Genomic DNA, 22312 nt, shown 5'->3' with positions numbered 1-22312 from the left:
CCGTACCTTTGCGCCCGGTTTATCAGAATTGAAGCACAATGGGATTATTCATCAGAAAGCCATTCGAGGCACTGCAAGCGGAGGCTAATGCCTCCGGAAAGAAAACATTGAAACGTGTACTTGGTCCGTGGAGCCTTGTTGCCCTGGGCGTGGGAGTCATCATCGGAGCGGGTCTATTCTCCATCACCGGAACGGTGGCGGCAGGCTATACGGGACCGGCCATCACACTGTCCTTTGCCATTGCCGCACTGGGATGCTGCTTCGCCGGACTATGTTATGCGGAATTTGCGTCCATGATACCCGTAGCCGGCAGCGCATACACCTACTCGTATGCCACGATGGGCGAACTCATCGCCTGGATTATCGGGTGGGATCTGGTACTGGAATACACCGTAGCCGCAACCACGGTAAGCATCAGCTGGAGCCGCTATCTGGTCGTCTTTCTCGAGGGACTGGACATACATCTACCGCAAGCCCTCACCGCCTGTCCCTGGGATGGTGGAGTCGTAAATATCCCCGCCTTCCTTATCGTCGTGCTGATGAGCCTCTTCCTGATACGGGGTACGGAAGGCAGCTCCATCTTCAACGGCTTCATTGTATTCCTGAAGGTTTCCGTCATACTGATTTTTGTCATACTCGGCTGGAAATACATCAATACCGACAACTATACACCTTACATCCCTGCCAATACGGGCGTGCTGGGCGAATATGGCTTCTCCGGCATCCTGCGAGGGGCGGCCATCGTATTCTTCGCCTTCCTCGGGTTCGACGCCGTGAGCACAGCCGCCCAAGAGACGAAGAACCCGAAGCGGAACATGCCTATCGGCATTCTGGTCTCCTTGCTGGTATGCACCGTGCTCTATATGGTTTTTGCCCACGTCATGACGGGAGTGGCACACTACACCGCCTTCAGCGGACAGCAAGGCATTGCTCCCGTTGCCATAGCCATAGAGCACATGGGGCAGGCTGATGCTGCAGGTATCATCCAGCCGGACTATCCCTGGCTGAACCGTGCCATCGTGCTGTCCATTCTGTTCGGATATTGCTCCGTCATCATGGTGACACTGCTGGGACAGAGCCGCGTATTCCTAAGCATGAGCCATGACGGGCTGCTGCCTCCTTTCTTCTCGCATATCAACGAAAAGTTCCGTACTCCGGCACGCAGCAACCTGCTCTTCATGGTACTTGTGGGCCTGCTGGCAGCTTTTGTACCCGCACGGCTGGCCGGAGAGATGACAAGCATCGGCACGCTGATGGCCTTCACGCTGGTCTGTGCCGCTGTACTGGTAGTACGCAGAACCATGCCTGACGTGCCCCGTTCCTTTAAAACCCCACTTGTTCCACTTATCCCCATACTGGGTATTCTTACTTGCCTTTGCATGATGCTGTTCCTTCCTGCCGATACATGGATACGCCTGGTACTGTGGATGCTCATCGGTCTGGACATCTACGTGGGCTACGGCATGAAGCACAGTAAGCTGGAGCATGGAGGCGACACCCGCCACGGGCAGGTGACCTTGAACATGATTGGACTTATCCTTGCCGTTCTTTGTGTCATCACCGGACTGTGGCACCAACAGACTGTGGGATGGGGAGAAAGCAAAGTGCTGCTGATTATCTCGTTTGTTTTCGCATTCACGCACTGCGCTTACTATATGTGGAGAATCTGGAGGAGATAATAAGCCCTAAATCTCCTCCTTTAAAGATAAACAATCTTTCATCCAAACTACCCCAGCACCCACTTGGTCCGCTTCCCGAAACAACGGTATGCCATTGCCACCAGAAACCAGGAAGTACAGAAAGCGACGACTGCGGCACAAGGTATCTGAAGATAGATAGGAACATGGATAGCACGCATCAAGACTACGCTCGGTCCGGTAAAGAAATAGTGTATCATATAGACTCCAAAACCACAGAGCGTCAAGTTTGCCAATGCTTTCTTGATGCGCTCCGAACGGAAATTGGCCCGCTTGCAAAGCATAAACACGGGGATGGTCATCATTACTACATTCAGCGAACAGTAGGTGAAGAAGAGTTCGAGCATCTCATCCGTAAAATCCGGCAAGGAGGTCATACGACGGAAACCAAGGAATGTTACGGCATAGCCAATGGCAAACATGGGAATGCCGATGCCACAGAGTTGCCGGCCCGTCCAGTTATGGTTCCTCAGATAATGGCCCAACAATAGGTAGCCGTTAAAACCGGCAAAGTAATACAGCATACCGAACGAGTTCCACGAGCAAGTCCCCCAAAGGTACGGAGCGGCAAACTCGGTATAATAAGGCAGCAGCAGTGTCACTCCCCATGCTGCAAGAAACCATAGTTTGGCACGTTCCGAGGCCTTCTCCACCCATGCCGAGAATATCGGAAGATAGAGATAAAGCCCTATCAGCAGATAGATATACCACATGTGTACATCCAATAGAGAGAAATTAAAAGGCATTTCTGCAATATATCCCAGGCTCACTGCCAGAGACTGGCGCATCACTTCCTCACCCGAATAAGGGAAGAAATCCAGAATCACTTTCGGCTCCACTCCCAGCAGTCCCGTTATCCAGGGGAACAGATTGTAAATCACAGACCAGATGAGGAAAGGAAAGAATACGCGGGGGATACGTTTCTTGTAGAATGCCGAGGCGTCACCCCGTACCGGCAACAGCAATGCACCGGTAATCATTACAAAAAGCGGTACGCAAAGACGGAGCGCCGCACCGTAGACAGCTCCCCAAAACTTGATGTCAACAATGTCGGGCGATGTGCCTGGATAGAAGTTAAAAGGGTCTGTGCAATGGCAGCAAACTACTGTAAACATTGCAACAAGGCGTACCACATCCAGCCATACGATGTGTTGTGCCGGAGTTTGTCGTGTAAGAGTTGGTTCCATGTTTTATTAAATTGGTTGTTTGGAGGGCTAAAGATAAAGAAGTTAACTGAGAAATGAAAAGGAGAATGTAACAAAAATACGACAACAAACGAGTTTCAGTTTTATTCTCCTATAGAGAACAATCTGTTTTATCAAGGCAGAACAGAGTGTTCCAATAGGGAAGAACACTTTGTTCCAACATGAAAGAACAGTTTGTTTCTTCCTATTGAAACAATTTGTTTCAACATAAAGGAACAGTTTGTTTTGCTTGATGAAACAGAGTGTTCTATGCCGCGAAACACTTTGTTTTCCTCTACAAAACAAAAAAGCCGTAACAAGATTTTCTCCGTTACGGCTTTCCTTATATTATGCCTTTCTAAAAGGCTTCTGTTTTACTTGCTGCAATTCCAGGGCTTCAGTTGCTTGAAGAAGTCGTTGCCCTTATCGTCCACCAAGATGAATGCAGGGAAGTTCTCCACCTCAATCTTCCAGATAGCTTCCATACCGAGTTCGGGATATTCCACGCACTCAATGCTCTTGATGTTGTTCTGTGCCAAGATAGCGGCAGGACCACCGATAGAGCCCAAGTAGAAACCGCCATACTTTTGGCAGGCATCTGTCACTTGCTGGCTGCGGTTACCTTTGGCAAGCATAATCATGCTGCCGCCGTGGCTTTGGAAGAGGTCTACATACGGGTCCATACGTCCGGCAGTAGTCGGGCCCATGGAGCCGCAAGCCATGCCTTGAGGAGTCTTGGCAGGACCGGCGTAGTAGATGGGATGGTCTTTGATGTACTGCGGCAGGTCTTCGCCACGGTCCAGACGTTCTTTCAGCTTGGCGTGTGCGATGTCACGGCCTACGATAATGGTTCCATTCAGAGACAAACGGGTGGAAACCGGATACTTGGTCAGTTCCTTCAGAATATCGGCCATCGGCTGGTTCAAGTCAATCTTCACCACGTCGCCTTCACCGGCTTTACGGAGTTCTTCGGGAATCAGTTCACCCGGATTGCTGTCGAGCTTTTCAATCCAGATACCTTCTTTATTGATTTTACACTTGATGTTGCGGTCGGCAGAGCAGGAAACGCCCAGACCCACGGGGCAGGAAGCGCCGTGACGCGGCAGGCGGATGATGCGGATGTCGTGAGCCAGATACTTGCCGCCGAACTGGGCACCGAGGCCAATCTTATGAGCTTCTTCCAGTACCAGCTTCTCCAGTTCCACATCGCGGAAAGCGCGGCCGAACTCATTGCCGGTAGTGGGTAGGTTATCGTAGAAGTGGGTGGAAGCCAGTTTCACAGTCAGCAAGTTCTTTTCGGCAGAGGTACCGCCGATAACGAATGCGATGTGATAGGGAGGACAAGCTGCCGTACCCAAAGTCTTGATTTTTGAGATAAGGAAGGGAACCAATGTTTCGGGGTTGAGGATAGCCTTTGTCTCCTGGTAGAGATAAGTCTTGTTGGCAGAGCCACCACCCTTGGTTACGCAGAGGAACTCGTACTCCATACCTTCCGTAGCTTCGATGTCAATCTGTGCGGGAAGGTTGCACTTCGTATTCACCTCATCGTACATGGTGAGGGGAGCATTCTGCGAATAGCGCAGGTTCTCTTCGGTATAAGTCTTGTAAACACCCAGTGAGAGAGCTTCTTCATCACAGTAGCCGGTCCATACTTGTTGTCCCTTTTCGCCGTGGATGATTGCCGTACCCGTATCCTGGCAGAAAGGAAGTACCCCCTTGGATGCTACCTCTGCATTGCGCAGGAAGGTGAGTGCCACGTATTTATCGTTATCGCTTGCTTCGGGGTCACTCAGAATCTTAGCAACCTGCTCGTTGTGCGAACGACGCAACATGAACGATACATCACGGAAAGCCGCATTGGCCATTGCCGTCAAACCGTCTTTTTCAATCTTCAGGATAGGTTTTCCTTCAAACTCGCTTACTGACACGTAATCTTTTGTAAGCAGATAATACTCAGTAGTATCTTTCCCCTTCTCGAACATGGGCTGATACTTGAACGGAGGTGTTGTTGCCATAATTACTCGTATATTTAATGTTTAAAAGTGATTCGGGTAGCAAAGGCAGCACAAAACCGCCTTTACCGAGCAAAGGTAAAAACTATTATTGAAATAATTCTTTAATTAGAGTAAAAACGCAACAAATCATAATTAATTTTCTGACACCCGCTGCATCCGCCCTATCAGTTCATCGCCCAGCGCCGTCTTCACCTCAATGTGTTTCAACACAGCCATTACAAACGGATTGCTTTCAAAGTCGCCGCGTACCTGCTCAAAATCGAGTTCCTTTTCCAAGCGTGAGCCGTCAGCTCCAAAGCCCGTCATGGAAGCCAGTGAAAATTCTTTCTTAGCATCCTCATACACCATGCGGTCGAGGCCAACTACTGCTTCTTTCCATTTTTCGACAATATGTATGACGTCTTCTGCCGTCATACCTTCCGGCTTGATACCATAGAACTCTTCCAACTTCTCATACGCCCAGGTCCATTCGTAGGTATAGTAGTTGCTGTGCATCTTCTCAAACTCGGCATTGATAGACTTCAAGCGATTGACTTTGCCGGACTCAATACCGTCTATCAGCGCATCTATCTCACTCTTTGGGGCTATCAATCCGGAAATATCCACCCATTCGCCGCTGCCAATGGCAGTATCGGGCTTCAAACGGGCACGTATTTCTTCATTGCTCCGGAAGTCAATGCCTTCCAAGCGCTTGATGACAGAGTTTCCGAGGAACTTATGAATGGCAATTTCATAGAAACGGATACCTTTCACCAAAGCCGAGTTACGTATCTTCGCGCTATGGAAAGAGTAGATGTCCGACAGCTCGCCACTGGCATGACGCAGATTCTGCAACGTTTCCCGTCCCTTGAACATTTTCTGCACCGTGTAGGGGCTGAGAAGATTATAGTTGATGTAATCCAGTTTGTTCGGGTCGGTACGCCCGTCACGTTTCGGCCACTTCTGGGCATCACGGATGGTACCCACACTACGCAGGTTGACACCGGGTACAAGGTAGGTGGTATTATTCTGCTCTATCAAGTAAGAGAACGGCAGGTTCGAAGTATCAGAATGGTTGACATGGCGCCCCATTACCAAGGAAAACGCTCCCACCCTTGCAGGCCACAAGATGTACGAATCGGAAGTCGTCTTGGCACCACGCTCCAAAGTGCCTTGATGGATAGGCCCTAACTTATACATATGGTTGCTCTGATTGGACCCCGAACCGGCATTCATAAAGGAAAACATACCGGCAATCAGCAACGTGGATTTATGGTGTGTCACCGTATAAGGTCCGGCAAAAATAGCGCACGCCTCCCCGTTCTCTCCCTGGCAGTTGCTGAAAAACAAAGAATCCGAGGCAGAGTAGTTGTGTCCCAACTTGCATGCCTGCCCCACGAAGCAGCGGCTCAGCATAGCTCCGTCATCTACATGAGACCCGGTAGAGATGATGAAATCATCACAAATCACCCCATGCCCGATGTGTACCGGCGCCACCTCGTTGCTGTTGATGCTTCCGTTATACAGACGGCATGTACCACAGATGCGGCAATAATCACCGATGCGCACATTCTTTATGGAACCGGTGTTCAATATCATTACATGGTTCCCGATGCTTCCTACAGCAGAAGCATGTTTGTTGGAATAAAAATCCGTGATTTCCTTCATCCGTGCAATCAGCTCCGGGCGATGGCGGTAAAGCGCCAGAATATAGGCTTGGTGTGCGGAGAGTTTATCATTAATCAGCACCTCACGGCCTCCCGTCTCATTCAGGACAGACACTTCTACCCCGTTACCGAACTTCGACACACCGTCTACCAGAATAATATCCACATTCTCAATGAAGGTGTCATGCCCTATTTCATAATTGGCAATGTAGTTCTGGATATTCTCAATGCAACAGTTATCTCCCACCGTTACATTATGCAGCGTCACATGCCGCAAACCGGAATGCTTCCTGATTCCTCCCGGCAACATAAATTCTGAATGGAACACTCCCAAACACACCTCACCCGAAAAACGGGTATGATGCACAAATTCCGTTGAGAACTCTTCTGCAACGGTTACTTTCCCCCAATCATCAGCCAGACATGACTGGCTCTTCAACCGGAGAATTTCATCTTCGGTCAGTCTTCTGTAATTCATCCTTATAACGAGTTATGAGTTATGAGTTATAAGTTATTGCCTTTGCCGGCACTACCGATTCAAACCGCTGCCAGCAAATAACTCATAACTTATAACTCATAACTAAAATTAAACTTCTTCTTCGTAGGTCTGATAAAGAAAGTCATTATAGGGGTACTTCTGCACGTGCAATTCCTTCACACGCTGATAAACTACACTCTTCAGTTCCTCCATATTGATTTTTTCGCGGGCAGAAATAAAGAGGCAGTTATCCTCCATCTTAGCCATCCACGTCTTCATCAGTTCTTCGAGTGTCAAGTTTTCCTTGGTTCTGGGGGTAAGGTCGTCAGCCGCTTTCTCTATATAAGTATAAGCGTCTATCTTATTGAATACAAGAATCATGGGCTTACCGGCGGCACCGATATCTGCCAACGTCTTGTTCACAACTTCTATCTGTTCTTCAAAATCCGGATGAGAGATGTCTACGATATGCAACAGCAAGTCCGCCTCGCGTACCTCATCCAGAGTAGACTTGAAGGAGTCTACCAAATCCGTCGGCAATTTACGGATAAAGCCCACCGTATCGGATAGCAGGAACGGCAGGTTCTCAATAATCACCTTACGCACCGTAGTATCCAACGTGGCAAACAGCTTATTCTCTGCAAAGACTTCACTTTTCGAAAGCAAAGTCATCAATGTGGATTTTCCTACATTGGTATATCCCACCAATGCCACACGAATCAAGCGTCCGCGGTTCTTCCGCTGGGTAGACTTCTGCTTGTCAATCTCAGCCAAACGCTCCTTCAACAATGACATACGGTTCAAGATGATACGGCGGTCCATTTCCAGCTGCGTTTCACCCGGACCGCGAAGTCCCACGGAACCTTTACCTCCACCGGCACCGGAGCCACCACCCTGGCGTTCCAAGTGGGTCCACAAACGTTGCAGACGGGGGAGCATGTACTTATACTGCGCCAGCTCCACCTGCGTTTTTGCATTGGCAGTCTGGGCACGCATGGCAAAGATATCGAGAATCAGGGACGTACGGTCCAGTATCTTGATTTTGAGTTCAGCTTCTATATTGCGTATCTGCTTGGCGGAGAGTTCATCATCAAAAATCACCATGCCGATTTCGCGTTCGGCTTCTTCTTCATTCCGGATATACTCTTTAATTTCTTCCAGCTTGCCCTTGCCGACATAAGTCACGGAATGCGCTGCATCCAGCTTCTGGGTAAACCGCTTCACTACTTCCGCCCCGGCTGTCTCAGCCAAGAATGCAAGCTCGTCCAGGTATTCATTGGTCTTACGCTCATCCTGAGTCTTCGTGACAAGACCTACCAATACCGCTGTTTCTGCCTGCGCTTCGGAGATTACAAATTCTTTCATAGTTTCTATACCTTATTATATATACGTATTGTTGGTTCGGGCAGCAAATATAAATAATTTTGGCGGAAGCGCCTTAAAAAGGGGAATAAAATAAAAACAGACACAATAGAAAAATGGCATGTAAAATGAAGTCGAACTTCATCTTACATGCCATTTCAAATTACATGTTATCTAATTGCCAGAATAATCAGAACCCTTCCGGCATCTCCAACGTTTCCGTGAATCCCTGATACAGTACTCCCCATTTACCACTGTCAAGTACTACCAAGCCCTGCATCGGGAAAGACAACACGTTTCCTTTACGCTCCATACCTGCTGCTGCAAAGTATAGCATACCATAGTCCGTCTTGTCATAACCAGTAGGTTGAGGATCCCAACCTATCAGTTCTTGATTGTCATCGCTTAGCGTAAACATGATGGGATATCCTTTCGTAATGCAATCTTCCAGCTTATAGATATTAGCCTCTTTAGCCTTCAGCACAGGTTGATCCCAACCCTCTCCAAATAATTGAGATGTATAGTAGCCTGTACCTATATTGAGCCAAGTATAGTCACGCTTTATATTGACCGTCACCTTGGGTGAACCATAAACATAGGAATCTTCTTCAGGAATGGCAATAGTATAAGATGCAGTAGTACCCACAGCTATGTCAAACGCAATCTTTACTTCTTTGAGTGCTTCACCGGCAGCAAAATCAACCGTTGTCGGCACTGTTACGCTCTCCGCATCTGTAGTCAAGTGAATAGATGCAGCCGCATCCGTTTTCTGACGGCCGATTTTGACTACAAAAACCTGTTCATCATTCGGATAATAAGTCAAATCAGTGTTATCAGCATAGATATAAGCTTGTACACCCTCGGTAGGAACCGGAGAAGGCTCCCACTCCACACCGTCTGAACAAGCCGTCATAGCCAAACCGCATACGGCCAAGCCCAAAAACAATTTATTGAATATCTTATTCATATACAAATTCTATTAAAAGTTAGTTCATTGGTTAATTGTTACCCGGTGCAAACTCCCCTATCGGAGTAGGACGTTTAGCAATAGCACCGGACGGGTCCGGATTGTTCATTCCCTGAAGGGCAGTATTTGAATCGACCTCGGTCTTAGGAATCATCAATGTCCAGTTGGGCTTCACACCTTTACAGTTTATCTTGAAGATATCTTCTATAAAGTTGGTACCCTCATAATTCTGAATGACATCCGGTTTCAGACGTTTAGCCGTGGGGAATGCGATTCCCTCACCCCAGAACTCGATACGCATCTGTTTCAACACCTCAAGTTGGAAATTACGCAAATCACCCGTACTGAAATTGTAATTGCTCTGGCGGTACTGCTTCATAAAGTTATTCAACAACTGTACGCCTGCTGCCACATTCTGGCTGGCACCTACTGCTTCAGCCTCTATGAGATACATCTCTTCCACACGCATCACGGGAATATCTGCAGCCGCACCCACAGAATAAGTGTTATAGTCACCACCCACGGGGCGGAACTTCAATGACATATAATCCGGTTGTTCATCCAGCCATGCATTGCCTCTCACTGACTGGTAAGCGTAAGTACTTCTGTCCGGGTCAAGGTAAGAATATTTGCGGAAATCGGTAGCAGGAATCGCGTCATAAAGTGAACGTGCCATCTGGAGCTTAGACAAAGAAGCATATCCCCAATCCGCTTCATTGGAAATGTGACCAATGAAATTAGCAAGATTACCCATATTGGAAGCCGTGGGGTGAAGGTACCACATCCATGCAGAAGTAGCCGTATTGAAACCGGTAGTGGGATTATGCCACTGTGATTCGCTCATAGGTGTTGCTCCCGACTTATCAATAGCCTTGCGGGCATACTCGGCAGCTTTAGCAAACTGACCATCCCACATATATACTTTGGCCTTCAGACCATATACGACCGCCAAGTCAGGGAAGTTCTTACTGACAGGTGTATAAGACTCCAAACCTATCTCTGCCTTGTCAAGGTCGGCAAGAATGAAATTCACCAATTCTTCGTGGGTCGCACGCGGATTGCTCTTCGCAATGTCGTTAGTTGTTGCCTCAGTCACGATGGGCACCGTCAGCCCCAGTACCTTGCTACAATCGGTATAGATGTTTTCTACCGGTTCGAAAAGTACCATCAGCGTATAATAGTCCAATGCACGGAAAGCATGGGCTATACTTCCAAGCCCACGCATTTCATCGGTAATTGTGGGATCAGTCACATCAACGGCCGCAATCACGTCATTGGCCGATTTAACGAACTTATATAGGGTGAAGTAAGGCAAATATGAATAATAGCCGGTGTCGTTCATACCATTATTGGCATTGAAGCGCCACCACCAGTCATATCCGTAATCCGTAGCCACGACATCACCCAGCAGTTCTGTCTGGGCCAACATCAATGAGGGATAAGCAAGGTCGGTCTCATGTGTTTGCTTACCGTACACTAGATAGCCTTGTACCATTTGCGATGGCAAGCCATTAAGCGAAGCCTCAATCGCTGTTGCCGATGCACCAATCTGATCGGAGGTCGCTGTAGAATCTTCGGGAAAAACCTCTTCTATACAGCCGGTCAATACCGTGGCCGATACGACCATAACCGAAAATAGTTTGAATATATTCTTCTTCATAATCATTGTAATCTATATATTAGGTTTAGAACTCAAATGACACACCACCGGAGATGGTACGCATCGGTGAATAGAAAGTAGCATTGGTTGTCTCGTCGTATGACTGACGTGGGTCGAACCCTTTACGTTTAGACCAATAGAAAACATTTTCTGCCGACATATACACGCGCAATGAGTTGATGGCCAACTTTCTTGTCCACTTGGAAGGTAACGTGTAGCCCACATTAATATTCTGGATATTCAAGAAGCTCGCATTTGTCAAGAAGCGCGTAGACATTGCCCCTGAATATTGGTCGTTCATCTGGAAACGAGGGATATTAGTATTTGTGTTCTCAGGAGTCCATGAGTTCAGCAAATCCTTATGGTAGTTGTAACCAGCCGTACCATAAGGTGACGACATAAAGTAAGCATACGTACCATCATATTGCTTACCACCAATCTGGTAAGTGAAGTTTATGCCGAAGTCCACGCCATATACTTTCAGTTTGGTACCGAAACCACCATACACCTTAGGTATTGAGCTTTCCTCTGTGATGTAATAGTCAGCCTGAGCATGATTCGTAGTCGTTTCACGTCCGGTGATATTGCCGGCCTCGTCCTTGACATTCTTATAGAACAAAGACTCACCCTTTTCATTCACTCCGGCATACTCCTTCAAGCGCCATGTAAACATAGACAAATCCTCACCAATGAAGAAGCTTCCGTTAGAATAGCCCTTATATCCTTTTCCATCAGCTGTATACTCAGTAGTAATCAACTTATCAGGATCAAGCATCGTAATACGGTTCTTCAAGGTTGAAATGTTCACATTCACATCCCACGTAAAGTTACGTGTATCGAAGATATTCACATTGAAGTCCATTTCCACACCACTATTGACCATGTTACCAACGTTGTCCATATAGGAAGCATAACCCAATGATGGAGCCACGGTAAATGAGAACAACATATCCGAAGTCTTACGTCTGTAGTACTCGATACTACCGGTCACACGGTTCCACAACTGGAACTCTGCACCGATATTGAAGTTAGTGTTGGTTTCCCAAGTGATGTCTTTAGTGCCCTTAGATTTAAATGAAGTACCAAGGCTGTTGTTAGAGTTGATAATGTTAAATCTATCCGTATAGAGGAAGTCACCGATATTGTCATTACCTTGTGAACCAATAGAAGCCTTCAGCTTCAGTTCCTGCACCCATGAAGCATCAAACCAGCTTTCTTTGTTGATAAGCCACGCACCGCCTACCGACCAGAATGTACCCCAGCGATGGTCCGGATGGAAACGGCTGGAAGCATCACGACGCAAAGAAGCCGAGCCGAAGATGCGTTCGTCATAATTGTATTGCAAACGGCCGAAGAAACCTTCATTGTTACGACGCTCTTTATAGGAAGAAGCACCTTGTCCGTCGATAATGGCACCATCCAATTCCTTATTGCCTTGAGAGAACATCTGCGACTTGCTAGCCCCAAGTTCATAGTAGCGATAATCATAATATTCGTGACCTAAAAGAATATCGAAGTTATTGTCGCCAAACGAACGGGCATAAGAAACAAGTTGTTGCAGGTTGTAATCGTAAGTACGTGTATGATACTTACTCACTGTACCGCCAGTGGAGTCGAACTGCCCATAGTAAGGATTGTAAACGTAACTATGACGTGTCTCATCCAAGTTGAAAGCACCATTGAATGTCACCTTCAGGCCTTCTATAGGAGTTATATCTACAAAGGCGTTGCCGTTAATGGCATTTCCTTCAGAGTTTCTGGTATTTAGTTTATTGTCTAGAATAGGGTTGGCATCAGCAATGAAAGGACGCTGCATACCTGCATTGATACCACTACCGTAGTCCATCATTCCAATACCATTATTATCCACCATGATGCTGCCGTCAGCATTGCGCACGTAGGCGGGATAGATGGGAGCCATTTGGGTAACAAACGCCCATATATTACCGGTAGACGAACTGGTACCATTGTTACTCAACGAGTTGGAATCAAAACGTGCATATCCCATATTACCACCAATCTTCAACCACTTCTTTGCCTGATAGTCGGCTTTCAAACGGCCTGTCAAACGTTTCAGGTCAGAGCCTTCAGTGATACCCTCATTTCCAAGATAACCTAAAGAAACATAGAAAGAGGACTTTTCATTGGCTGCGCTCACCGAGAAGTTGTATTCCTGACGCAGACCGGTACGCATTCCCACATCTTCCCAATCATCCGGAGTCAGCAGATAGTCACGTCCTTTATAATTCACAACTCTACCCAATGTGGCGTTGGGATTAAGTTTACCGTTCTGACCGATGAGGAATTGCCCATCGGGAACTGTATATACATTGTATCCCAATCCACCGTTGGAGCCAAACAGATTCTTGTTTGCCTCAAGCCATGCAGCTTGGTCATTCATTCCCGTTGACTTATAATAATTGTTCATGGCACGATAATGCATCTCGTAGTACATGCCAGGATTGTCAATCACTTCATATTTCTGCAACGCTCGAGTGTTAGCACCCCACTTAGCATCAAAAGTCACCTTAGCCTCTCCCGACATATTGGCCCTTTTGGTAGTGATGATAATTACACCATTAGCACCACGAGCACCGTAAAGTGCATTCGAAGCTGCATCCTTCAATACTGTCATTGACTCAACGTCGTTAGGATTGATATTATTAATATCACCGCTATAAGGAGCGCCGTCCACAATAATCAGAGGGTCATTCTTTGCATTGATTGAGCTAAAACCACGAATCTTGATGGATGACTTTGAACCCGGAGCACCGTCATTGGAAGTCAGTGTCACACCCGGCACAGCACCTGCCAAGGCATCAGTAACATTCGTCACTTGCGACTGCTCCAGCTTTTCGGTACCAACCACCTTAGCCGAACCCGTAAATGCAGACTTCTTTGCTGTACCGAAAGCAACCACCATTACCTCATCAAGCATCTCAGTATCAGACTTCATCACCACTTTTAAGCTGGGTTTTATTGCCACTTCTTGGGTCTGCATACCAATATAAGAAATCACCAGAGTTTTCGCGGAACTACAATAAGTGTATATTGCTAAAAAACAATTGTTTACGTTTGCTATAGGACAGAGTTTATTCTATTGTATATTATCTATAAAGGTATATGGCAAAGGGAGGTAAGTGGCTCGAAGTACCCATTTCATACCGTTTTGAATAATTAAAAGCTGATAATGAGCGCGTTATTGTAACATTTCATTCTACTCTTTTAATTGGTGATGTACTAATTAACCCAATAAATGTTTTTTATTCAAGAATAACGATAGATTATATAGAGGAATTTATCTTGAAAGATAAATTTTATCCATAAAAGTTCCAAAATATTTTTTTGTTGAGAAATATTTGCTTTACATATGTTATTTATAATTGATGAATATATAATATATACGGCAAGATTCAATTATAATTGAAATATTTTATATCTTTGTATATAAACTAAATCATGTTTGAATATGAAAAATTATATCTCCCGCCCTTTATACATAAGGAGAATTGAACCGTTTATTGATAAAAGTATAATAAAAGTAATAACCGGCCAACGTAGGATAGGTAAAAGCTACATTCTTTTGCAGATATCAGATATCATAAAGAAAAACATACCGGAAGCCAATATCATTTTTGTAGATAAAGAGCAACTTGCCTTCACGGAAATTAGGAACTACATGGATCTTTATCAATATGTTTTAAAGAAGGTTACTGGGCATAATCATAACTATCTTTTTGTAGATGAAATCCAAGAGATTGAAGAATTCCAATTGTGTCTGCGGAGTTTATTGAACGAAAATAAATGCGATATCTATTGCACCGGAAGTAATGCTAAAATGCTGTCCAGTGAACTTGCTACTCAATTGGCAGGAAGATATATAGAATTTCCCATTCATTCACTTAGCTACGGGGAATTCTTAACTTTCAATCAATGTCAAGATTCCACCGAAAGTTTAAAACTCTATCTTACATTCGGAGGTATGCCATACATTCATAATCTAACAATGGACAAGAATGTCATATTCGAGTATTTGAGAAATGTTTACTCTACTATCCTACTAAAAGATGTGGTTGCCCGTGAATCAATCCGGAATGTATCTTTTTTGGAGAATCTCGTAGCTTATCTGATAGATAATACCGGTTCTCTTTTTTCTGCCCAGAATATTAGTAAATATTTAAAGTCGCAACACGTCAACATTCCTACGCAGACAATTCTGAACTATCTAAAGGCACTGTGCAATAGTTTCTTTATTTACAAAATTCAACGAGCTGAAATCCAAGGGATGAAAATCTTTGAGATTGGTGAGAAATATTATTTTGAAGATTTAGGATTACATAATTCCATACAGCATTTCGATTTTCGAAAAGACATCAACAAGTTAATGGAAAATGTAGTATGCATTGATTTGTTAAGATATGGATATGAAGTATATGTCGGAAAGAGTGGCAATAAGGAAATTGATTTCATTGCTTCCAAGGACGACCATAAAGTCTATATCCAAGTAGCATATATGCTTCCCGATGATGCAACTGTTAGGCGAGAATTTGGCAATCTTTTGGAAATAGCAGACAATTACCCCAAATATGTAGTTACAATGGATGAAATGCAAAGCGGGGGAAATTACAAAGGAATTAAACAGATTTCACTGCGAAACTTTTTGTTGGCAGAGGATAAAGAAAGATTGTAAATCTATAATTTAATTTCCAATATGAGAAGAGTAAATCAACAGATTTCCTCTGACAGATTATATGAAACAAAGTTGGAGAATCGATACAAAAGCATTGTGATATTTGCATTATAATAAGATTATAATTTTTTTTGTATAAAGCATTCACTTTATGGAGAAGAATACCCTTTCATAACCAATGGATATATATCCGCTGAATATTTTTGTGACCGTGTAGCTGAAACCGGAACATTAACCCGTTATATCACAAATGGTAACAATGTAGCTTTAATATCTTCTCGTCGTTTAGGAAAGACGGGCTTAATAGAACATTGTTTTCATCAAAAAACATATCGAAAAGGAATATTATATTTTCTTGATTGATATATATGCGACTAAGAATCTTCAAGAGTTTGTTTTTGAGCTTGGCAAAGGAATTATGAATGGTCTGAAACCACGAGGTAGAAAAGCGTGGGATTTGTTTTTAAGTTGCTTATCATCGCTTCGGGCGGGAATTTCATTTGATTTTGCAGGAAATCCCGGTTGGAATTTGGAGATGGGAGATATAAAAACTCCTTCTATTACTTTGGATGAAATTTTTTATTATTTGGAGAAGGCCGACAAGCCCTGCCTGGTGGCTATTGACGAATTTCAAGCTATTGCCAAATATCCGGAAAAAATATTGAAGCTGTATTGCGTACCCATATTCAGCATTGCGCAAATGCAAGATTTATTTATGCAGGTTCCCAACGGCATATGATGGGCGAAATATTCACAAGTCCAGCACGCCCTTTCTATCAAAGTACAGCCATCATGGAATTACATCCAATAGACATAGGAACTTACACAAAGTTTATTAGGAAACATTTCCTCATAGCCAATAAAGACATTACAGAAGAAACTGTTCAGAACGTATATGAACGTTTTGAGGGCATTACATGGTATATTCAATTCATCTCCAACTCATTGTATGCAATGACAGCTACAGGTGAAATTTGTACGGCAGACAAAGTGAGCATAGCGATCGAAAACATTTAGTCTCAGTTGAATTTTACTTATTCCTCTCTTCTTTATCAACTTCCTCCCAAACAAAAGGAGGTATTGTTTGCCATTTGCAAAGAAGGAAAAGCAAGGGAAATAACTTCTTCCAGATTCTTGAAAACCTATAAATTGACAGCCAGCTCAGTACAAGGAGCTATAAAAGGATTGTTGGACAAGGATTTTGTTACTTGTGAACTTGGAGAATACAAGGTTTACGATAAATTCTTTGAAATATGGTTATTGAAGCAGTCTAAATAAGATTGATATGTCAGTGCATCTGCAATGATTTGTGTTGCCCTCTTTATACAACAAGAACCAGATTTCGTTATATTAAAAAAGGAGAGTATTCTAAATTTAGATACTCTCCCTCTTTTATTCATCTGATTTGCACAATCTAATGTGGCACTTTATCATTTCTGCAAATTGGGATTATTCGTTACTTCACGCTCTGGAATTTCAAAGATCAATCTGGAGTCATCGTATGAGATTGTTTCACCAGTCAATGCGTAGTTGTTGTCACCACGTACCATTGATTTGTGGAAACGTTTCAAGGTAAGTAAACCTCGTCCTTCGGCCCACATTTCTACACGCCAGTTGTAGTATATGTTTTCCAGTAATTGATCAGCATTCATATTGTCCACTTCTGCAGCCGTGGCCTGATCCCGCTGTTCTAATAGAGCCTTCAATGCTGCTTTTGCCTCGGGCAGATGATTTGCCCGTGCATTGGCTTCAGCATTTATCAGGTACATCTCTTCAACTCGCATGTAAACAATATCATTTGTCCATGTACGGTCTCCCATTGCTTTTCTTCCGGCATCATAAAATTTATACCAGCTAATCAATACAGACGGATGAAACCACTGTTTACGAGTATCTGTTTCAGGTATTTCATTATACAGATTATGGTCTATCATTTTATAATCACCTGCAGAACAGTAGCTATAAGTGAAATAATCTACCTGTCCCCAGAATGTGGGCAAACCTCCGGTGTTATCTTTGGTAATATCAAATGCCCACATCCATGAACCGATATTGATACTCCGGAATCCAGATTCGATAATTTCAGTTTCACTCATCAAAGGATATCCTGAGTTATTGATAATATCAGAAGTTAATGCAGCAGCATTCTCATATTCACCTTTGGTCAAATAAACATAGGCAAGTATTCCTTTAGCTGTCCATTGGTCGATTTGGTCCTTAGTGCCGTTGGGACGACCAATACCTGCTGATTCCAACTCTTCCAAAATATTTATTGATTCCTTCAAGTCGATAATAACCCGTTCATACACTTCCTCCACTGTGGAGAGTTCTAATGTCTCTGCTGTGGTTTGAGAACGGTAAAGAGGTATGGCCTTAGCATTTTTATCAATATCGTAAGGTTTTGCATATAAATTCACCAAATTGAAATACGAATGAGCCCTCAAAGCTTTTGCTTGTGCATAATAATTTTGGTTATCCTCATTAGCCGGTACACTTTCATCTCCTCCTACAGTGTCAAATATTTCATTGCAGGCCTTGATGATGCGGTAATAATACCTCCACAGCATGTAGGTTCTATTTTTTGTGGTAGTATTACACTGCAATCTAGCTGCATCGCTAAACCAGCCGTAGGTTTCTCCGCTCATTGCCAGATCCCCACTCATTAAATCTGTGGCAATATCAATGGATTTTTGTCCGAAATCGTCGTGATTCGTCGTACCGCCTGTCTGCCAGGCAAATGTTGTGGAATACGTACCTAATGCCTGACCTAACATGATATTAGGATTCCACACTGCATTTTCTTTTATCTGGTCAGATGAAATATATCCATTTGGATCTTCCTCCAGAAAAGATTCTTTACAGCCAGAAAGCACCAAGGCTACTAATGCAGAACAAGCTGCTATTTTATATATTACATTTCTCATATTCAAATGATTTTATTGTTAGAACTGAATCTTAATACCTCCCATAATAGTACTCAATGGAGCATACTGACTTCTGTCAGAGCCTCCGGAATCCTCATTAGGATCTGTACTGACGGTATTTCCTGCCATTGAGACAAATCCCTTACGAGCCGAAATGAACATCAGGTTGTCACCGGAAACATAAACCGACAAGGAACCAATGTTCATTCTATTCATCCATTTTTTAGGGAATGTGTAGGATAATCTTACATTGGATAAATTCAAATAAGAACGACTGGTAATGAACCGAGTAGAAGATGCATTTGTATATTCATCATATCCGGAAGTTAAACGTGGCACGTCTGTTATATCACCCGGCTTTTGCCAACGATTTTCAATGTCATTATGCCAGTTTCCACTACCAGGTGTATTGTTAGACATTAATGTAGCATATACACCGTCGTAAGCATATCCTCCTAAGCTATAGGAGAAAGTCGTATTTAATTCGAAACCTTTAACAGCTAAATCAAAACCGAATCCCCCTTGTAAAGTCGGAATACCTGATTTCCTGACATATTTCTTAGTTGCGTTGTTATAATCGGAGGTCTTTTCTACTTCCAAACGCTCTATCTTATTGTTTTGCTGGTAAGTTACCATATCTGTAATCAAGTCCTTGCTTCCATCGGCTTTTACATTATAGTATGAGTTGTATAATGCCATACCGGTTTCTGGATCTACACCGGCATATTCTCTTATATAGAAATCATACAGAGAATGTCCTTTCGACCATCCGTAAGCACCTTGTATCTCCAATGGCTTTTCTTTTCCTGTGGTATCATCCATAGGCATCTGGGTCATTTTATTCTTATAATGTCCACCATTAACACGTAAATCAAGACTTATATCATTCGTTTTCACAAGATGTGCCACCAAAGAAAATTCGAGACCCTTATTGACCATTTTACCGTCATTGACGGGGTATTGTGCATATCCCAGCGATGGAGATACTTGCTTTAGGAACAACATATCTTTGGTAGTCTTATTGTAGTATTCCACTTCACCTTCCAAAATATCGGCTATATTAAACTCGATACCAGTATTCCATGTTTCGCTGCGTTCCCATGTCAAATCAGGATTACCTTTATATTTAAAGCTAAAACTGATTTCATCATTCAGGTTACCGATCGTATACAAATCATTGTAAGGATAATAACCTGCAATGGTAGGATTGGTGATAAAGTCTTGGTTACCCAACACACCCCAACTTAACTTGTATTTCAAATTCTTCAACCAGCTCACGTCTTTCATGAAATTTTCGTTAGTGATGGCCCAGGCGGCGCCGATAGAACCGAATGTTCCCCATTTCTGCCCTTTGGCAAAACGTGATGAACCATCACGTCTTAATGTTCCATGAAAGAAATATTTATCGTTATAATCATATCTAATTTGTCCGAAGTAGCTTTCCATGTCAAACCCGTAGGTTTGAGAATCCATATAGTCCATAATTACAGCATTAGACCATTCTGTATTGTTAGGACGAACAATCTTTGATTTCTGGCCATAGTTGTCAGATGACTTGTAGAATGTAGATTCATGCGCAACGAATGCATCGAGATTGTGCACACCAAAACTTTTCTTCCATGACAATATCTGGTTTGACGTGAAGCTGAAGAATGTACTCATGTTTTTGAAAATACGTCCTAACCCCTCTGCATCACCATAATATGGATTTGTCAATTCATTGTTTTTTGTACCAAGATATTGCAATCCAAAGTTTACCGTTCCTTTGAAGTCTTTCAAGAAAGTTGCTTCAAACATGGCATTTCCGTTGAATGAATGAGACTGGTACTCATTCTTGTCCAATTGAATCGCTCCGGCTGGATTTACGCCTGAAGCGTAAGGACGTCCATAACCTTCAGCCATACCATAATCATACAGATATCCTCCGACCACATTATCCTTTATTTTATTGCCATCTGCATCACGTTGGAATACCGGAAATATGGAAGGCATAAAATTAATGAATTGGAAACCATTGTTCATGTTGTCACCTTGACCAGGCTTATTCAGTTCCATATAGCTATAAGCCATATTAACATTTGATTTCAACCATGAGGTGATTTCTTGAGACAGATTGGAACGGGCATTAAAACGTTCAAAATCCGAACCTATATAGTATCCTTCATCTTTCAAGTAACCGAAAGAGGTATAATGTGATAACTTGTCGCTACCTCCTGATATCTTAACATTGGCTTCTACTTTTTCTCCTGTACGGAAAATATAATCTTCCCATTTCTCCGGAGTAAATTTGCGGACTACACCTGCCTTCATTCTTCCAGTAACAGGATCTATCAGATTTTTACCTTCAGCCTTCCACATATTATATACGGGGGCAATACCGTAATCTGCATCAAAAAGGTCTTCGCTTGCATATTGTTTGGCAGTAGCTTCATCCTTAGGATTGTTCGCGCGGTACATATATTTGTTTTTAATACCTTCCCATGTCAGTTCAAGAAACCTTTCAGGATTTTCCATCGTGTCATAAAGAGGAATTATACGGGTGTTGATACCATATTTTACATTTGCCTCAACCTGCGTTTTTCCTTTTTTACCTCTTTTGGTGGTCAGCAAAATTACTCCATTGGCAGCTCTTGAACCATATAGAGCTGTTGCTGTTGCGTCCTTCAATACGGTAGTTGACTCTATGTCTGAAGGATCAATTCCACTTAAATCTGAACCAAAGGGGATTCCATCCACTACATACAGCGGAGCACGGCTTGAATTTACAGAACCTAAACCGCGAATTCTGATGCTTGCATTTGAGCCGGGTTGTCCACTAGTTGAAATAACTTGTACACCTGCTACTTCACCGGTTAGCGCTTTAGATAATTCGGACGGATTTTTGTTAGCAATACGGTCTCCTTTAATTTCAGTAGCGGAACCTGTGAAGGATCTTTTTGTAGCAGTACCATAGGCAACAACTACAACTTCATCCAAAAGTTCAGTATCACTCTGCATGACAACCCGTACATGCGGCTTAATTGTAACCTCTTGAGTCTGCATGCCGATGTACGAAATTACCAGAGTTTTCGCGGAACTACAATATGTGTATCTTGTTGGTAATAAAGGAGGTACAATAATTCAAGAAAGTTTCAAAAGGAAGTGTTCCCCTTTGGGAGATACTCTATACATGTTCACTATACATGACAATCTACTTATATGATACTATTTGTAATAGTAATGTGCTGATTTATAATAGTCTGATTCTGTACTAATATGTTATAATCATAACGTTAGGATTTCTTTTTTTTTAAGAATGAATGCTTATGTCAACATCTATCGTTTAGTTGTTTTTTGTCAATTATTTACTTGTATTGTTTGTTACATCCATGAAAACGTAAAGCATTATATAAAATATTATTGAAATTATAAAGGTTACATAGATACCATCTTACCCATTTATCCATTTTATGCATAGAACACTATGCAATTGTCCTTATTTTAAATGGAGATATCCGTTTGTTTATTCCAAATACAAAAGTAATTGAAGTAAAGAACTCTGTAACTGCGAAAAACTACTATTGGAAGTATGTCAAAAATGTAAACCTGCCCTTTTCGGATGGAAAAACGATTGTTCAGTCAAGGTTTAGTTCTTTAATTCCCCAAAGATTTATGTAGTAAACAATGTTTTTGGTTTCTTGTTTGGGATT

General features: G+C 43.2%; 10 protein-coding genes and 2 pseudogenes. 3 read left to right on the top strand and 9 right to left on the bottom strand.

Features of this window, described 5'->3' with window-relative positions:
- The first annotated feature begins 38 nt into the window (after nucleotides 1-38).
- Nucleotides 39-1679, top strand: a complete 1641-nt coding sequence (locus ACESTD_RS03565) for an amino acid permease (RefSeq protein ID WP_005835078.1) — start codon at nucleotides 39-41, stop codon at nucleotides 1677-1679.
- Nucleotides 1680-1726: 47 nt separating this feature from the next.
- Here ACESTD_RS03565 and ACESTD_RS03560 read toward each other — a convergent pair whose 3' ends face one another.
- The 7 genes and pseudogenes from ACESTD_RS03560 to ACESTD_RS03530 all read right to left on the bottom strand — a co-directional run.
- Complete coding sequence (locus ACESTD_RS03560; protein WP_151852913.1) at nucleotides 1727-2884, bottom strand: acyltransferase; 1158 nt, start codon at nucleotides 2882-2884, stop codon at nucleotides 1727-1729.
- A 371-nt stretch (nucleotides 2885-3255) separates the two neighbouring features.
- Nucleotides 3256-4896 carry a fumarate hydratase gene (locus ACESTD_RS03555; protein ID WP_005835073.1) on the bottom strand — a complete coding sequence of 547 codons (1641 nt, stop codon included), beginning with the start codon at nucleotides 4894-4896 and terminating at the stop codon, nucleotides 3256-3258.
- Nucleotides 4897-5028: 132 nt separating this feature from the next.
- The gene (locus ACESTD_RS03550) at nucleotides 5029-7020 is read right to left on the bottom strand and encodes a DUF4954 family protein (RefSeq protein ID WP_005824256.1); all 1992 of its coding nucleotides are present in this window, start codon (nucleotides 7018-7020) and stop codon (nucleotides 5029-5031) included.
- A gap of 108 nt (nucleotides 7021-7128) precedes the next feature.
- Nucleotides 7129-8385: a GTPase HflX gene (hflX, locus tag ACESTD_RS03545; RefSeq protein ID WP_005824258.1), complete on the bottom strand. Its 1257-nt coding sequence runs from the start codon at nucleotides 8383-8385 to the stop codon at nucleotides 7129-7131.
- A 187-nt stretch (nucleotides 8386-8572) separates the two neighbouring features.
- Nucleotides 8573-9349, bottom strand: a complete 777-nt coding sequence (locus ACESTD_RS03540) for a hypothetical protein (RefSeq protein WP_022402281.1) — start codon at nucleotides 9347-9349, stop codon at nucleotides 8573-8575.
- A gap of 31 nt (nucleotides 9350-9380) precedes the next feature.
- Nucleotides 9381-11009, bottom strand: coding sequence for a RagB/SusD family nutrient uptake outer membrane protein (locus ACESTD_RS03535; protein ID WP_225982625.1), 1629 nt, complete (start codon nucleotides 11007-11009; stop codon nucleotides 9381-9383).
- A 25-nt stretch (nucleotides 11010-11034) separates the two neighbouring features.
- Nucleotides 11035-14046, bottom strand: a pseudogene (locus tag ACESTD_RS03530) (SusC/RagA family TonB-linked outer membrane protein); the annotation flags it as partial.
- Between the two features lie 432 nt (nucleotides 14047-14478).
- Here ACESTD_RS03530 and ACESTD_RS03525 point away from each other — a divergent pair.
- The gene (locus tag ACESTD_RS03525; protein ID WP_057097288.1) at nucleotides 14479-15699 is read left to right on the top strand and encodes an ATP-binding protein; all 1221 of its coding nucleotides are present in this window, start codon (nucleotides 14479-14481) and stop codon (nucleotides 15697-15699) included.
- A gap of 135 nt (nucleotides 15700-15834) precedes the next feature.
- A pseudogene (locus ACESTD_RS03520) lies at nucleotides 15835-16977 on the top strand (ATP-binding protein).
- Nucleotides 16978-17129: 152 nt separating this feature from the next.
- Here ACESTD_RS03520 and ACESTD_RS03515 read toward each other — a convergent pair.
- Both ACESTD_RS03515 and ACESTD_RS03510 read right to left on the bottom strand, forming a co-directional pair.
- The gene (locus tag ACESTD_RS03515; protein WP_373159061.1) at nucleotides 17130-18623 is read right to left on the bottom strand and encodes a RagB/SusD family nutrient uptake outer membrane protein; all 1494 of its coding nucleotides are present in this window, start codon (nucleotides 18621-18623) and stop codon (nucleotides 17130-17132) included.
- Nucleotides 18624-18641: 18 nt separating this feature from the next.
- Complete coding sequence (locus tag ACESTD_RS03510; RefSeq protein WP_373159062.1) at nucleotides 18642-21686, bottom strand: SusC/RagA family TonB-linked outer membrane protein; 3045 nt, start codon at nucleotides 21684-21686, stop codon at nucleotides 18642-18644.
- Between the last annotated feature and the right edge of the window lie 626 nt (nucleotides 21687-22312).

Source organism: Bacteroides sp. AR20 (genome assembly GCF_964250605.1).
GTDB classification, from domain to species: domain Bacteria; phylum Bacteroidota; class Bacteroidia; order Bacteroidales; family Bacteroidaceae; genus Bacteroides; species Bacteroides uniformis.
This window is presented reverse-complemented; position numbering and strand designations above follow the sequence as displayed.

Coding starts and splice junctions, on each gene's coding strand:
- ACESTD_RS03565 (WP_005835078.1), top strand. CDS start 39: ATGGGATTATTCATCAGAAAGCCATTCGAGGCACTGCAAGCGGAGGCT.
- ACESTD_RS03560 (WP_151852913.1), bottom strand. CDS start 2,884: ATGGAACCAACTCTTACACGACAAACTCCGGCACAACACATCGTATGG.
- ACESTD_RS03555 (WP_005835073.1), bottom strand. CDS start 4,896: ATGGCAACAACACCTCCGTTCAAGTATCAGCCCATGTTCGAGAAGGGG.
- ACESTD_RS03550 (WP_005824256.1), bottom strand. CDS start 7,020: ATGAATTACAGAAGACTGACCGAAGATGAAATTCTCCGGTTGAAGAGC.
- hflX (WP_005824258.1), bottom strand. CDS start 8,385: ATGAAAGAATTTGTAATCTCCGAAGCGCAGGCAGAAACAGCGGTATTG.
- ACESTD_RS03540 (WP_022402281.1), bottom strand. CDS start 9,349: ATGAATAAGATATTCAATAAATTGTTTTTGGGCTTGGCCGTATGCGGT.
- ACESTD_RS03535 (WP_225982625.1), bottom strand. CDS start 11,009: ATGAAGAAGAATATATTCAAACTATTTTCGGTTATGGTCGTATCGGCC.
- ACESTD_RS03525 (WP_057097288.1), top strand. CDS start 14,479: ATGAAAAATTATATCTCCCGCCCTTTATACATAAGGAGAATTGAACCG.
- ACESTD_RS03515 (WP_373159061.1), bottom strand. CDS start 18,623: ATGAGAAATGTAATATATAAAATAGCAGCTTGTTCTGCATTAGTAGCC.